This window comes from Bradyrhizobium sp. HKCCYLS3070 (assembly GCF_051167575.1).
Lineage (GTDB): Bacteria > Pseudomonadota > Alphaproteobacteria > Rhizobiales > Xanthobacteraceae > Bradyrhizobium.
In genome coordinates, this window is sequence record NZ_JBNPTI010000013.1 from 127,617 (window position 1) to 142,951 (window position 15,335).

Genomic DNA, 15,335 nt, shown 5'->3' on the forward strand with positions numbered 1-15,335 from the left:
GCCTTGCCCAAGGCATGGCGCCATCAGCTTTGCGGTAACCTTAACGGGCGTTGGTAAATGAGCGGTATGCGCGGGTCGCGAATTGCGCCGCGCGCCAGGCGCCTCAGAGGAATTCGTGCGCCTTGTAGAGCGCCCGGAACGGCAGGCCGGCCTGGGCGAAGGTCTCGGCGGCGCCTTCCTCGCGGTCGACCATGGTGAACACCAGCGCCACCTCGGCGCCGGCCTCGCGCAGGGTTTCCACCGCCTTCATCGCCGAGCCGCCGGTGGTGGTGACGTCCTCGACCACGACGATGCGTTTTCCCGCCAGGGTCTCGTCCCGGGTCAGGCCCTCGATCGCGAGCCTGGCGCCGTGCTCCTTCGGCTTCTTGCGCACGAAGAAGGCCGCGATCGGATGGCCCTTGATCCAGGAGATCTGGGCGATCGCGCCGGCGAGCGGCACCGCGCCCATCTCCAGGCCGCCGATATAATCGAAGCCCTCGTCCTTCAGCGCCTCATAGGTGAGTTCGGCGAGCAAGGTGGCGCCCTCCGGGTCCATCATGGTCGGCTTCAGGTTGAAATAGAAATCGCTCTTGCGGCCGGAGGCCAGCGTGACCTCGCCACGGCCGAACGAGCGCCTGCGGATGATCTCGAGGAGGCGGGCGCGGGAGGCGGATTTGGACACGGCGTTTCCCCTGAGGGTGGATTCTTGGGTGGCGCAATCTATCGGGGGCGGGCGGCGGAGACCAGCCGCCACGATGTCCCATCAACAACGGTACGTTTGAAGCCGGATGCAGTTTCGAGCTAATGGGAGCCCGCGACCAAGCAAGGACGGTTGGGAAGGATGCCCCGCATGACGATCGAGCTGTACACCTGGAACACCCCAAACGGGCGCAAAATCTCGGTCGCGCTGGAGGAGATGGGGCTGCCCTACCGCGTCGTTCCGGTCGACATCACCAAGGGCGCCCAGATGGCGCCGGAATTCCTGGCGATCAGCCCCAACAACAAGATCCCGGCGATCGTCGATCCCGACGGCCCCGACGGCAAGCCGGTCAGCGTGTTCGAATCCGGCGCCATCCTGCTCTACCTGGCTGAGAAGACCGGCCAGTTCCTGCCGAAATCCCTCGCCGAGCGGATCCCGGTCTATGAATGGCTGATGTGGCAGATGGGCGGTTTCGGCCCGATGCCCGGCCAGGTGCACCATTTCATCGCGCTGACCAACGAACAGGACCGTGCCTACGGGCTCAAGCGCTACATGGCCGAGACGGTCCGGCTCTATGGCGTGCTCGACCGCCGGCTGGCGCAGCACGAGTTCGTCGCAGGCGCTCTCTCGATCGCCGACTTCGCCATCGTCGGCTGGGCCTGGCGCCACCCGCGCCACAAGGTGGATCTCGCCGACTTTCCGAACGTCAAGCGCTGGTACGATACCCTGATGGCCCGCCCCGCCGTGAAGCGCGGCATGGAAGCGAAGCTGGACTGAGAAGCTCATCGGCCGTTCCTTGCCGACGATGACTTCCGAGATCTTTCCGCACGCGCGGTGCCCCCTTTCCCGCTCTCGTCCGCCTTTGCCGAGAGGCTTCGGCGGACAAGGCGGGGGAGCCGATGGAAATCACCCCCGCCGCGCCTCCAGCGCCATGCGCACCGCAAGTCCCGCGAGCACCGTGCCCATCAGATAGCGCTGCACGAGCGCCCAGCTCGGCCGTGTCGCCAGGAACAGGGCAATCGATCCTGCCGCCATGGCGATCATGGCGTTGACGCTGACGCTGATCACGATCTGGATCGCGCCGAGCACCACCGACTGCGTCAGTACGCTGCCGACAGCGGGATCGATGAACTGCGGCAGCAGCGCCAGATACAGCATCGCGATCTTCGGGTTCAGCAGATTGGTGGCGAGCCCCATCAGGAACAGCCGGCGTGGGCTGTCGATGGCGAGCGTCCTCACCTGGAAGGGCGAGCGTCCACCCGGCTTCACCGCCTGCCACGCCAGATAGAGCAGGTAGGCAGCGCCGGCGAGGCGCAGCGCGTCATAGGCGAACGGCACGGCAAACAGCAGCGCCGTGATGCCGAACGCCGCCGCCAGCATGTAGACCAGAAAGCCGACGGCAACGCCGCCGAGCGAGACCAGGCCCGCGACGTGACCCTGCGTGATCGCGCGCGAGATCAGATAGATCATGTTCGGCCCTGGTGTCAGCACCATGCCGAGCGAGACGAGGGCGAAAGCGAGCAGGGAAGATGCGGGGGGCATGACCGGCGTGACGATGGGGATCTCCTCCGCCTGCTTAGCGCAGCCGATCGCCGATCGTCATCCGGTCAATTGCACCGAGAACAATCAACCCGCGGCGGGCGGCGTCATGTTCAATGCAGGCGCGCTCCGGCCGGAGCGGTCGAACACACCGGCGATGCTCAACGCCAGCAGGACCAGCAGAATGGCCGCCGCGAACGGCACGGAGTGCCCGATCATGGCGAGCAGGCAGGCTCCCAGCGCGATCACGAGGCCGATCTCCAGCGGCGCGATCGGCTCGCCGGCGTCGCTCCGCGCCTTCCAGTGGATCGCAATCCCCGCCGCCACCATCGGCATGTCGTAGATCATCGCATAGGGCGTGGCGATGATGCTGCCGACCGCGACCAGCGCGATCGCCTGCTGCGTTGAGCCGCGTCGCCAGGCATCCCAGACCATCACGACGACGGAGCAGGACAACAGGAGCTGAACCAGGTAGCCGATCGGCGGCGGCGCGCCGAGCGCGTGCAAGCCAGCGATGACCGTCGGCATCATGTGATCGAGGCTGACCTGGTTGGCCTGCAATTGCGCCTGATAGCTCGGAAATTTCACGATCCATTCGAGCCAGATCCACGGATCGAGCGCAGCGCTGGTGACGACCGCGACGATCACGGTCGTGGCGATGGCCGAGAGGATGGCGCGCCAGTTGCGTGACGCCAGCAGCACGACCGGCATCAGCAGCACGAATTGTGGCTTGTAGGCGAGCAGGCCGAGCAGCGTGCCGGCAACGATCGGGTGGCGCGCGAGCAGGCGCAATCCGCCGATCAGCAAGGCCGCCGACAGGAAACCGTTCTGGCCGGTGATCGCGTTGATGAGCGTGGTCGGCGCCGCGAGCAGCGCCAGAGAGGTTAACGAGCGCCAATCGCGCCCCAGCGTCGCCAAGCCATAAAGCGCGAAGGTGACCGAGATCCAGCAGACATAGGCTACCGGCAGCGCCAGCATGCCCAGCGGTATCAGCACCAGCAGGAAGGTCGGCGGATAGGGATAGGGAAAGCCGCCGCCGCCCAGCGTCGGATCCAGCGTCTGCTGATAGCGCGCGAGCGCAACCGGATCGTAGATGCTGGCGCCGGACAGCGCGGCAAATCTGCCGAACGACCATAGCCCGAAGAAGTCGCCAAACGCCGGCTGCGGCGACGACAGCGCCCAGCCGACGAGATAGGCGCCGTTGTAGAGCGCCATCGCGACCAGCAGGATCAGCACCGCGCGCCGGTCGCGCGTCTTGGGGTGAGCTGCGGATGAGGTCGCGGTCATGGAGCTCTTCGTTCTGCGCCCTCGGCGCAGTCGTGGCATGGGGGATGATCGGAGCTGTCAGCGATCGCTCGCGTGCGGTGCCTCTCCAACCTTGCCAGGGTGCGCTGCACGTCGTGTTACCGTCCGTCCATCCGGCCAGGCGCGATCTCATCGTGCCTAACGAGGGGTAAAATCGCCGCGTTCCGAGTGACCGTGAACAGGGGACGGCGTCATCGCTCCGCATCGGGCAACGCGCTCGTCAAGATTTGTATTGCTATTTTTCCGAAGTCATGCTCTATTCAGCCATCCCGTCCTCATGCAGAGGGGCGTACGCGTCGTCACGATACGTTGAGGCGGGGAGCGGTGGCCGCGGGCCTGCCAGGTGCTGATGCGCTGGACGATTGGCAGCTCGCGGACGTTCAAGCCGTGTGGTCCTGGCGCCCCGAAGCTGGCGCCAAGCCTGCGTGACATCACGTGTCGCGCTGGTGACGGGGGCAAACAAGCCGGTCCCCGGGGAGAGCTCGGAGCAGACGTTAAGCCCATCGCGCAGGGAGGGCCGGGTCTGTCCGGCTGAACCTGTGGTACCTGCCGCCTGCATTCTTTTGAGCAGGCGGGCCACGGGCCTCAGCCGAGGCCCGGCCTTCCCTGCGCCCTCTGCAAAATTCAGAGGGCGAACGACATGCATCCCTCGAGCAAAATCATGCTGCGAGAAGGCTGAGGCATGTCTACGGCTCGCGTTGCAGCCAATGATCATCGTATTGGGGAGCATCAAACGGATGCGTATGAGGGCTGCGTTGCGAGGCACGCTGCCCACCCTCCCCTGGAGGGGGAGGGTCGCCTCTCATGAGCGCAGCGAATGGGAGGCGGGGTGGGGTGATCTCTCCACAGGCGCCAGCGCCCGCGGCTCACCCCACCCCGCTCGCCCGCTTCGCGTGCGATCGACCCTCCCCCTCCAGGGGAGGGTGGCATCTCGCTCGTGGACGGATTTCGGCGCTTGCGATGACGAAGCAGAGATCACCGCGATCAGCTCAATGCGCCTCGTCCCAATTGTCGGCGGCCCGCGCGTCGACATGTAGCGGCACCGACAGCAGCACCGCCGGGAAGGGGGCGTCCTGCATGACGTGCTGCACCACCGGCAAGGTCGCGGCGACCTCGTCGTTCGGTACCTCGAAGATCAGTTCGTCATGCACCTGCAGCAGCATCTGAGCCGACAGCTTCTTTTGCGCCAGGGCCTCCTCGACGCGGATCATGGCGCGCCGAATGATGTCGGCCGCGGTGCCCTGCAGCCGCGCATTGATCGCGGCGCGCTCGTTGAAGGCGCGCACCGAGGCGTTGGAGGCCTTGATCTCGGGGTAATGGCACTTGCGGCCGAACAACGTGGTGACATAGCCGTGCTTGCGGCAGAACTCCTTGGTCGCGTCCATGTAGTCGCGAATGCCGGGGAAGCGCTCGAAATAGCGCTTGATGTAGGCCGAGGCCTCCTCGCGGGCGATGCCGAGCTGGTTGGCGAGGCCGAACGCGGAGATGCCGTAGATGATGCCGAAATTGATCGCCTTGGCGCGGCGGCGCACCTCGCTCGGCATGTCCTTGATCGGCACGCCGAACATCTCGGATGCCGTCATCGCGTGGATGTCGAGCCCGTCCTTGAACGCCTGCTTCAGCACGGGGATGTCGGCGATCTCCGCGAGCAGCCGCAACTCGATCTGCGAGTAGTCGGCCGACACCAGCTTATGGCCCGGCGTCGCGATGAAGGCGCGGCGGATCTTGCGGCCATCTTCGGTCCGCACCGGGATGTTCTGCAGATTCGGCTCGTTCGACGACAGCCGGCCGGTGGTGGTCGCCGCCAGTGCGTAAGTGGTGTGCACGCGATGCGTCTGCGGGTTGACATAGGTCGGCAGCGCATCGGTATAGGTCGATTTCAGCTTCGAGACCTGGCGCCATTCCAGGATCTTGCGCGCGAAATCGTTGCCCTGCTCGGCGAGATCATCGAGGATGGAGGCAGAGGTCGACCAGGCGCCGGTCTTGGTCTTGGTGCCGCCCGACAGGCCCATCTTGCCGAACAGGATGTCGCCGATCTGCTTCGGGCTGCCGACATTGATCGGCTCGCCGGCCAGCTCCTGCAACTCGGCCTCGACGCGCGCCGCGGTCTGGGCGAAGTCGCCGGACAGGCGCGACAGCACCTGGCGGTCGATCGAGATGCCGCGCCGCTCCATGCGCGCCAGCACCGACACCAGCGGCCGCTCCAGGGTCTCGTAGACCGCGGTCATGCGCTCCGCCGTGAGGCGCGGCTTCAGCACGCGCCAGACCCGATGGATGACATCGGCGGCTTCCGCGGAATGCGCGGTCGCGCGATCGATGGCGACCTGCTCGAAGGTCAGCTTGTTCCGGCCGCTCCCGATCAGCTCACCTTCACTGATCATGGCGTGTCCGAGCACGTGCTCGGACAGCGAGTCGAGCTTCTGCGATCCACGTCCGGCGTCCAGCGCGTAGCTCATCAGCTGCACGTCGTCGGCGTTGGTCAGGGTGATGCCTGCCTGCGCCAGCATCACGGCCGTGAACTTGATGTTGAAGCCGATCTTGAGCAGGCCGGCCGATTCCAGGATGGGCGTCAGGGCAGCGAGCGCCTCGCTGTCCCTGATCTGGCCAGGTGCGAGCCCGGCATCGAACAGGCCGCCGCCATCGCCGGCCTGGCGATGCGCCAGCGGGATGTAGCAGGCGTCGTTCGGCGCCAGCGCCAACGCGATGCCGCACAGGCTGGCCTGCATCGGATCGATCGAGCTGGCTTTGACGTCGATGGTGACCCGACCGAAGTCATGGACGCGGGCGAGCCACGCATTCAGCTCCGGTACGGTGCGCACGGTCTGATATTTATCGCGATCGATCCGCGCGCTCTTGGCCGCCTCGGCCCTGGACTCGGCGAGGCTGGCGGGTGTGCCTTTGCTCATCGCCGACTTGTCGGTGCGCGGGTCACCGCTGCGAGGAGCGGCGGCTGGCTTGCTCAGTGTGCTCCCTCCCCCGCTTGCGGGGGAGGGCGGGGTGGGGGCTGCGGCCGGACTCGATCCCACCTTCAACTGCTCATCCGCCGATACGTCGGCCGGATCGATGTGCGAATACTCGGCGACGCGGCGCGTCAGCGTGGTGAACTCCATCGCCTTGAGGAAGGCGATCAGCTTGCGCGGATCGGGCTCGTGCACCGCGAGGTCGTCGAGTGGCACATCGAGCACGACCTTGTCGTCGAGCAGCACCAACTGGCGCGAGATCCGCGCCTTCTCGGCGTTCTCGATCAGCGCCTCGCGCCGCTTCGGCTGCTTGATCTCGCCCGCGCGCGTCAGCAGGCCTTCGAGATCGCCATAGTCGGTGATCAACTGCGCGGCGGTCTTGATGCCGATGCCGGGCACGCCCGGCACGTTGTCGGTGGAATCGCCGGCCAGCGCCTGCACCTCGACCACCTTCTCCGGCGGCACGCCGAACTTCTCGATCACCTCGGCGACCCCGATGCGTCGGTCCTTCATCGTGTCGTACATCGTGACGCAGTCGTTGACGAGCTGCATCAAATCCTTGTCGGAGGACACGATGGTGGTGGTGGCGCCGCGCTCGCAGGCAAGCCGCGCATAAGTCGCGATCAGGTCGTCCGCCTCGAAGCCCGACTGCTCCAGGCACGGCAGGTCGAAGGCGCGGACGGCCTCGCGGATCAGCGCGAATTGCGGGATCAGGTCGTCGGGCGCCGGCGGCCGGTGCGCCTTGTAGTCGGCGTAGATCTTGTTGCGGAACGTGACCTCGGACTTGTCGAACACGATGGCCAGATGCGTCGGTCGGTCGGTCTCGGGCATGTCGCGCAGCAGCTTCCACAGCATGTTGCAGAAGCCGAGCACGGCATTGACCTGCAGCCCGTCGGACTTGCGGTTGAGCGGCGGCAGCGCGTGATAGGCGCGGAAGATGTAGGACGATCCGTCGACCAGGAACACATGGTCGCCGTTGGCCGCGCCCTTCGCCAAATTCTTGGCGGCGGCAGGCACAGGGGCGGCGGGCGTGGCGGCGGCTTTCTGGGGAGCTTTGGGCATGGCCGCAATGTAGGGATTTTCGCTCGCATTGACAGCCGTGACGACGCCATGCGCACCGGATTTTTCCGCCCCTCAGTCCGGTCGGACGCAGCGGGTCAGGAACTCCATGACGGCGCGAATGAGGGGCGTGCGCCTGAGGTCGCGATGAACGATGAGCCAGATGTCCCTGCTGATGGCCGCGCCGGCTTCGAAGCGGGTGAGGTCGGGATCATGATCGCCGACAAAATGCGGCAGGGCGGCGAGCCCCAGCCCTGCGCGCGCTGCTGCGGCCTGGCTCTCGAGATCGCTGCTCCGAAACACGATCGGGCGCTGCCCGGCGACCGCCTTCAGCCATTGCTGCTGGGGTGCCGAGTCCATGCTGGCATCATAGGCGATGAATCCGAGCGCATGCTGCGGCGTCTCCTTGAGATAGTGCGGCGCGCCGTAGAGGTTGAAGCCGAAGCGGCCGATCTTGCGTGCGATCAGGCCGGGCTCGTCGGGACGGGACAGTCGCAGAGCGACGTCGGCTTCCCGTCGGTTGAGCGAGGCGCTGCGCTTCTCGCCGATCAGCTTGATGATGATGGCGGGATGCCGCCGGTGCAGCTCGACCAGCCGTGGCGCGATCAGCCTGTTGGCGAGCGTCGGCGGCGCGCTGACCGAGACCTCACCGGCCAGACCGGGACGCGATGCGACCACGGCGCGCTCGATCGCGAACGCGGCCTGCTCCATCGGGCCGGCGGCCGCGGCGAGGCGGCGGCCGTCCTCGGTCAGCTCATAGGCCCGCGCTCGGCGGTCGACCAGCTTCAGCCCGGTGGCCCGTTCCAGGGCCGCGACCCGGCGGGCCACCGTGACATGATCGACGCCGAGACCACGTGCGGCGGCCGACAGCGTGCCCTCGCGGGCCAGGGTCACGAAGTGGTGAAGGTCGGTCCAGTCGATCCGCATGTTCGAATATTCACAATAGGGGAGCCAAATTGGGCAATTCCGCAGAATGCCAACGCTGACCACACTGTCCGGATCAAGGCAAGATGTGTGGAGACGGGCATGGTTGCTATCGTTCGACTGAAGGCACCGGGTGGCGCGGAGAATCTGGTGTTGGAGAATGTTGAGCTGCCGGCGCCGTGCGCCAACGAGATCCGGCTGCGCCACACCGCGATCGGCGTGAACTTCATCGATATCTATCAGCGCAGCGGCCTCTATCCGCTGCCCGATGGAATTCCTGGGGTCGAAGGGGCGGGGATCGTGACGGCGAAAGGCGCGGACGTGACAGAGTTGTCCGTCGGCGACCGCGTCGCCTATGCCGGCGCCCCGGTCGGCGCCTATGCCTCGGAGCGAAATCTGCCCGCCTGGCGCGCGATGCCGCTGCCCGACGCCGTGTCTGAAGCGAGCGCTGCGTCGACCCTGCTGAAAGGCATCACCGCGGTGATGCTGCTCAATCGTACCTATGCCGTCGGAGCCGGAACGACGCTGTTGGTGCACAGTGCCGCCGGCGGGCTCGGCCAGGTGCTGACGCGACTGGCTCGGCTGCGCGGCGCGACCGTCATCGGCACGGTGAGCTCGGAGGCCAAGGCGGAGCTCGCGCGTGCCGCCGGCGCGCGCCATCTGATCGTCGGCCGGGATGCTGACTTCGTCGATGCCGTGAAGCGATTGACCGACGGGCGCGGCGTCGATGTCGCCTACGATGGCGTCGGCGGCAAGACGCTTGCGCAAACGCTCGCCTGCGTCAGGCCGTTCGGGACGGTCGCCAGCATCGGTCAGTCCGGCGGTCCAATTCCAAGCCTTGCCGTCGAGGAGCTGGGGCCGCGCCGCAGCCTGTCGCTGGCACGCCCGAGCGTGATGGCCCATGTCAACGATGTCGCCGACTATCGCAGGGATGCGGCGACGGTTCTCGCCGCGCTCGCCAATGGCGATCTCGTCGGCCACGGCACCGTGTATCCGCTGGCGCGGGTCGTCGAGGCCCATATCGATCTGGAGAGCGGCCGCAGCCGTGGCGCGCTGCTTCTGGTGCCCTGACGGTGACGCTACTCCGCCGGCTGCAACACGGCTCTTGGCTTCGGCGGCGCGATCCAGAATGCGATCGGGCGCTCGAACAGGAAGCGTGCGCCGAGGCGCAGCGCGAGGCGCCAGATCGCGAGCGCGCCGAGCACGCCGGCGACGGTCACGAGCAGGGAGATCGTGCCGATGTCGGCGATGGCGCCCGTCTTCAGCAACAAGGTGCGCGTCGCCGCCATCGGCAGGAAGAAGGCGAGATAGATCACGATCGAATGCTCGCCGCAGAACCGCAATGCGTTGAGGAGCTGCGCGCGCGCCAGCAGCGTGCCGGCGATGATGATGGCGACGGCGCCGGCATAGCCGAGCATGAGGGAGACAGCCGGCCACTCGCTGACACCGAGGTTCACCAGCGACTGGTTGATCACCGCCCAGGCGAGCAGGCCGACGATGGCGAGCATCGGCTGCGCCCGCGCGCGATCCGACAGCGCGAAGATGGCAGGCGCGAACAGATAGCCCGAATAGATGTAGACGAAGCGGGCGCAGAATTCGTCGATCACGGTCCAGCCGGTGACGATGTGCGCCATTTCGAGGCCGGCCGCGATGCCCCAGATCACCGGCGCCGACAGCTTTCGTGTCAGTTTGATGACGACGAAGAAGATCGGCAGCAGATAGATGAACCACAGCGTGCCGAACGGCTCGATGAAGGATTCCAGGTACAGGTAGCCGGCGTGCGGCCAGCCGGACGCGGCGGCGAAGCCGGGCGCCTTGAAGCCGAACTGGATGGTCACCCACAGCACGTAGAAGTAGGCGAAATGCACCACCTTGCGGTCGAGATAGGTACGCCAGTCCCGGTCGATCACCAGTGGCAGAAACAGGCCGGAAATCAGGAAGAAGTCGGGCATCCGGAACGGCTTGGCGAAGGCGACGACGGCGTGCATGAAGCCGGTCTCGCCGGCGGCGAGCTCGACGCCGAGCACCGAGTGCATCATCACCACCATGATGATGCAGATACCCTTGGCGTAGTCCACCCAGTCGATGCGCGTCTCGGTTCCGGCCGTTTTCGGCGTACCATTCGCGGTCATGCTGTCCCTCTTTGGCGCGGAGCTGCCGCATTGTCGGGCAGAGCCGTTAATACTCCTCCTTGTCATCCAAACGTCATGCCGTTTTCTAAATTCCCCTTGAACCGCAAATGGTTTAAGACGCGAAAGTATTAACCTTGAAGGATGGGTTTCGATGCGAATTGCGATGATCGGCACGGGCTATGTGGGTCTGGTGTCCGGTGCCTGCTTCGCCGATTTCGGTCACCAGGTGACCTGCGTGGACAAGGACGAGAGCAAGATCGCCGCGCTGCATCGCGGAGAAATCCCGATCTTCGAGCCCGGCCTGGATGCGCTGGTCGCGGCCAACGTCAAGGCCAAGCGGCTCGATTTCACCACCGACCTCAAGCAGCCGGTCGCGGAGGCCGACGCCGTTTTCATCGCGGTTGGTACGCCGTCGCGGCGCGGCGACGGACACGCCGACCTCACCTACGTCTATGCCGCCGCGCGCGAGATCGCGGCCTCGCTCACCGGCTTCACCGTGGTTGTGACGAAGTCGACGGTGCCGGTCGGCACCGGCGACGAGGTCGAGCGCATCATCCGCGAGACCAATCCGACGGCCGATGTCGTCGTCGCCTCCAATCCGGAATTCCTGCGCGAGGGTGCTGCGATCCGCGATTTCAAATGGCCGGATCGCATCGTCGTCGGCACCGCGGACGAGCGTGGCCGCAAGGTGCTCGGCGACATCTATCGCCCGCTGTCGTTGAACCAGGCGCCGATGATGTACACCGAGCGCCGCACCGCCGAGCTGATCAAATACGCCGCCAATGCGTTCCTCGCCACCAAGATCACCTTCATCAACGAGGTCGCCGATCTCGCCGAGAAGGTCGGCGCCGACGTGCAGGAGGTGGCGCGCGGCATCGGTCTCGACAACCGCATCGGCTCCAAGTTCCTGCATGCCGGTCCGGGCTTCGGCGGTTCGTGCTTCCCGAAGGACACGCGTGCGCTGATCAAGATCGCGCAGGACTACGACACGCAGCTGCGCATCGTCGAATCCGTGCTGGCGGTGAACGACAACCGCAAGCGCGCGATGGCGCGCAAGGTGGCGCATGCCGTCGGCGGCAATCTGCGCGGCAAGACGGTCGCGGTGCTCGGCCTCACCTTCAAGCCGGAGACCGACGACATGCGCGAGGCACCGTCGATCCCGCTGGTGACCGGTCTGCTCGACATGGGCGCCAAGGTCCGCGCGCATGATCCCGTCGGCATCGAGCAGGCCAAGAAGGAGCTGCCGGAGATCGCCTACTACGACGATCCCTATGAGTGCGCGACCGGCGCCGATGCGATCGTGCTGGTCACCGAGTGGGTGCAGTACCGCGCCATGGATCTCGATCGCCTCAAGGAGGTGATGGCTCATCCGGTCGTCGTCGACTTGCGCAATGTCTACCGCCCCGACGAGATGGCCGCCCACGGCTTCGTCTACGAGAGCGTCGGCAGGCCGTCGGTGAAGGGCGGTTGACATGGCATTGTCATACCCCGCGCAGGCGGGGTATCCAGTACGCCCGATCTTCGTGATCCGCGAGATTTGCGCTTACTGGATCACCCGCCTTCGCGGGTGATGACGGGTTGCTGCTATTGCCCCTCCGCTTCGACACACCGCTGCCCATCGATGACGTGCTGGACGAACTGTCCGGCACGCTCGAACGCAGCAACACCGCCGTGCTGGTGGCGCCGCCCGGCGCCGGCAAGACCACGCGGGTGCCGCTGGCCTTGCGTGATGCAGTCTGGGTTGGGGACAAGAAGATCATCGTGCTGGAGCCGCGCCGGATCGCGGCCCGCGCCTCGGCCGAGCGCATGGCGAAGTCGCTCGGCGAGCGCGTAGGCGACACCGTCGGCTATCGCGTGCGCTTCGGCTCGAAGGTCTCGCGCGCGACCCGCATCGAGGTCGTCACCGAGGGCATCTTTACCCGGCAGATCCTCGATGATCCCGAACTGACCGGCGTCGCTGCCGTGCTGTTCGACGAATTCCACGAGCGCTCGCTCGACGCCGATCTCGGCCTCGCATTGGCGCGCGATGCGCAGCAGGGGCTGCGCGAGGATCTCCGTATCCTCGTGATGTCGGCGACGCTCGACGGCGCCCGCGTCGCCAGACTGCTCGGCAATGCGCCGGTGGTCGAGAGCGAGGGCCGCGCCTATCCGGTCGAGACCCGTTATGTCGGCCGCAAGCCGGATGCGCCGGTCGAGCGCCAGATGGCCGAGACCATCGCCAGCGCGCTGCGCGCCGATGCCGGCTCCGTGCTCGCCTTCCTGCCGGGCGCGGCCGAGATCCGGCGTACCCAGACCATGCTCGCAGAGCGCGTTCATGATGCCAGCGTTGAGATCGTGCCGCTGTTCGGCGCACTCGATTCCGCCGTCCAGGACCGCGCCATCTCGCCCGCCCCGAAAGGGCAGCGCAAGGTGGTGCTGGCGACGTCGATTGCCGAGACTTCGCTGACCATCGAAGGCGTCCGCATCGTGGTCGATTCCGGCCTCGCCCGGGTGCCGCGCTACGAGCCGGACATCGGCCTCACCAGGCTGGAGACGGTGCGGGCGTCGCGCGCCGCCGTCGATCAGCGCCGCGGCCGCGCCGGCCGCACCGAGCCTGGCGTCTGCTACCGGCTATGGGACGAGCCGCAGACGGCCTCGCTGGCGGCCTATACGCAGCCGGAAATCCTCAGCGCCGACCTGTCCTCGCTGGTGCTCGATCTGGCGCAATGGGGTGTCAGTGACCCCTCCGCGCTGAGCTTCCTCGATCCGCCGCCGCAACCGGCTTGGAAGGAGGCAAGGGACCTGCTGCGCGAGCTCGATGCGCTCGATGCCGATGGCAGGCTGACCAACGAGGGCCGGCGGCTGCGGGCGCTGGCGCTGCCGCCGCGGCTGGCGCGGATGATCGTCGATGCCGCGGACCACGGCGCGGCGGCGCAGGCCGCCGACATCGCCGCCATCCTGACCGAGCGCGGGCTGGGCGGCGACAGCGTTGATCTCGAGGTGCGGCTCGATCAGTTCCGCCGCGACCGCTCGCCGCGCGCGCAAAGTGCCCGCGATCTGGCGCGGCGGTGGGCGCAGCAGGTGTCGTCCGCGTCCGCCCGCGCCGGAGACGCGGACATCTCCACCGGCCTGATGCTCGCCTTCGCCTTTCCCGACCGGGTCGCGCGCAATCGCGGCAATGGCAGCTTCGTGCTCGCCAATGGCCGCGGCGCCGCCGTCGACCCCGCCTCGTCGCTGGCGCGCGTGCCCTATATCGCGGTCGGTGAGCTGACGGGAACGGCGGCCAGCGGCCGCATCCTGCTGGCGGCGCCGCTGGCGATCGAGGATATCGAGCGGCATTTTGCTGCACATATCGAAGCGAGAGACGAGGTCAGCTTCGATCAAAACGCGATGGCGTTGCGGGCGCGCCGCCGGCGCAAGCTGCATGCGATCACCATGGCCGATGCGCCAGTCGCGCTGACGCCGTCGGAGGAGACCGCGCGCATCTTCGCGGAGGGGATCTGCGCGGCTGGGCTCGACCGGCTGCCCTGGTCGAAGGCCGCCAGGCAGTGGCGTGACCGCGTCACCTTCCTGCGCAAGGCGGAAGGCGACAGTTGGCCGGACCTGTCGGAGGCGGGCCTGGCCGAGCGGCGCGAGGACTGGCTGGTGCCGCTGCTCGCCGACAAGACCTCGCTCAAGGACATATCGCCCGGCGACGTCTCCGACGCCGTGATGGCGCTGCTGCCCTGGGATCTCCGCGCCCGGCTCGATCGGGAGGCGCCGACCCATTTCGAGGCGCCGACCGGCACCATGCTGGCGATCGACTACGAGGCCGAGCAGGGGCCCACCATCGCGGTGCGGCTGCAGGAGCTGTTCGGCCTGAACGTCCATCCCTCGATCGCGCGCGGCGCGGTGCCCCTGGTGCTGGAGCTGCTGTCGCCGGCGCAGCGGCCGGTGCAGGTGACGCGCGATCTGCCCGGCTTCTGGCGCGGCTCCTATGCCGCGGTCCGCACCGACCTGCGCGGCCGCTATCCGCGCCATCCTTGGCCCGACGATCCGGCCCATGCCGAGCCGACCCGGCGGGCCAAGCCGCGGGGGACGTAGCTCATGCAAATTGTACCGCCGCCGTCGTTGTCGTTAACGCTTCACTCATCGTTTTCGCCAAAATGGCGGCGGCAGCCGGTCGCTCGCAGTCGCCCGTCAGCGGCTTTGATGGTCAAATCGGTTGCGGGGTAAAGTCGGGCGTTTGCGTCATGCGTAACATAATGATCTTCGCGGCCGTTCTCGTCGGTCTCGGCACCTTCATGGCGCAACTGGCCGATCGCCTGACCCCCGCGTCGGCATCCGCGACGCCGTCCGCGCGGGTTGCCACGGCGGAACCGTCTGCTGCGGGCCAGCGCAGCCTGAGCATTCCGACCGACCGCCGCGGTCACTTCCGCGCCGACGGCCGCATCGACGGCCAGCGCATCAGCTTCATGGTCGATACCGGCGCCTCGATGGTCGCGCTGAACGAGAGCTCGGCCGCCCGTTTCGGCCTGCGTCCGGCGCGCGGCGACTACACCGCCACCGTGACTACGGCCAACGGCACCGTGAAGGCCGCCCGGGCCAGGCTTGCGATGGTCGAGCTCGGCGAGCTCACCGTGCGTGACGTCGATGCCCTGGTGCTGCCCGATACGGCGCTGTCGGAGAATCTGCTCGGCCTGTCCTTCCTGTCCAAGCTGAAGCGTTTCGCCTACGCCAACGGTCAGATGGTGCTGGAGCAGTAGGCTGCACCGAAGC

11 protein-coding genes are annotated in these 15,335 nt (G+C 67.0%); 5 read left to right on the top strand and 6 right to left on the bottom strand.

Going from position 1 to position 15,335, the window contains the following annotated elements; translation table 11 throughout:
• Positions 1-103: 103 nt before the first annotated feature.
• On the bottom strand, positions 104-661 hold the full coding sequence (pyrE, locus tag ACQR03_RS28670) for an orotate phosphoribosyltransferase (protein ID WP_315752224.1): 558 nt from the start codon (positions 659-661) through the stop codon (positions 104-106).
• Positions 662-829: 168 nt separating this feature from the next.
• Here pyrE and ACQR03_RS28675 point away from each other — a divergent pair, with 168 nt between their 5' ends.
• The gene (locus ACQR03_RS28675) at positions 830-1,456 is read left to right on the top strand and encodes a glutathione S-transferase family protein (protein WP_315715332.1); all 627 of its coding nucleotides are present in this window, start codon (positions 830-832) and stop codon (positions 1,454-1,456) included.
• Positions 1,457-1,585: 129 nt separating this feature from the next.
• Here the strand turns inward: ACQR03_RS28675 and ACQR03_RS28680 are convergent, their stop codons facing one another.
• From ACQR03_RS28680 to ACQR03_RS28695, 4 genes are all read right to left on the bottom strand, one after another.
• Positions 1,586-2,221: a LysE family translocator gene (locus tag ACQR03_RS28680; RefSeq protein WP_316193313.1), complete on the bottom strand. Its 636-nt coding sequence runs from the start codon at positions 2,219-2,221 to the stop codon at positions 1,586-1,588.
• Between the two features lie 84 nt (positions 2,222-2,305).
• Positions 2,306-3,505 (bottom strand): glycosyltransferase family 87 protein, encoded by a 1,200-nt coding sequence (locus ACQR03_RS28685; protein ID WP_434842086.1) that lies wholly within the window; start codon positions 3,503-3,505, stop codon positions 2,306-2,308.
• A gap of 1,007 nt (positions 3,506-4,512) precedes the next feature.
• Positions 4,513-7,545 (bottom strand): DNA polymerase I, encoded by a 3,033-nt coding sequence (gene polA / locus ACQR03_RS28690; protein WP_434842087.1) that lies wholly within the window; start codon positions 7,543-7,545, stop codon positions 4,513-4,515.
• 72 nt (positions 7,546-7,617) lie between these two features.
• Entirely contained in the window at positions 7,618-8,469 is an 852-nt protein-coding gene (locus tag ACQR03_RS28695) for a LysR family transcriptional regulator (RefSeq protein ID WP_316201558.1), read from the bottom strand.
• Between the two features lie 99 nt (positions 8,470-8,568).
• Between ACQR03_RS28695 and ACQR03_RS28700 the strand changes: the two genes are divergently transcribed.
• A complete protein-coding gene (locus ACQR03_RS28700; RefSeq protein ID WP_434842088.1) occupies positions 8,569-9,537 on the top strand; it encodes a quinone oxidoreductase family protein in 969 nt (322 codons plus the stop codon).
• A gap of 8 nt (positions 9,538-9,545) precedes the next feature.
• Here the strand turns inward: ACQR03_RS28700 and ACQR03_RS28705 are convergent, their stop codons facing one another.
• Positions 9,546-10,598, bottom strand: a complete 1,053-nt coding sequence (locus ACQR03_RS28705) for an acyltransferase family protein (RefSeq protein WP_434848911.1) — start codon at positions 10,596-10,598, stop codon at positions 9,546-9,548.
• A 151-nt stretch (positions 10,599-10,749) separates the two neighbouring features.
• Here ACQR03_RS28705 and ACQR03_RS28710 point away from each other — a divergent pair, with 151 nt between their 5' ends.
• From ACQR03_RS28710 to ACQR03_RS28720, 3 genes are all read left to right on the top strand, one after another.
• Positions 10,750-12,069 carry a UDP-glucose dehydrogenase family protein gene (locus ACQR03_RS28710; protein ID WP_434842090.1) on the top strand — a complete coding sequence of 440 codons (1,320 nt, stop codon included), beginning with the start codon at positions 10,750-10,752 and terminating at the stop codon, positions 12,067-12,069.
• Between the two features lie 116 nt (positions 12,070-12,185).
• A complete protein-coding gene (gene hrpB, locus ACQR03_RS28715) occupies positions 12,186-14,660 on the top strand; it encodes an ATP-dependent helicase HrpB (RefSeq protein WP_434842097.1) in 2,475 nt (824 codons plus the stop codon).
• Between the two features lie 161 nt (positions 14,661-14,821).
• Positions 14,822-15,322 carry a TIGR02281 family clan AA aspartic protease gene (locus tag ACQR03_RS28720; RefSeq protein WP_315799204.1) on the top strand — a complete coding sequence of 167 codons (501 nt, stop codon included), beginning with the start codon at positions 14,822-14,824 and terminating at the stop codon, positions 15,320-15,322.
• The last annotated feature ends 13 nt before the right edge of the window (positions 15,323-15,335 follow it).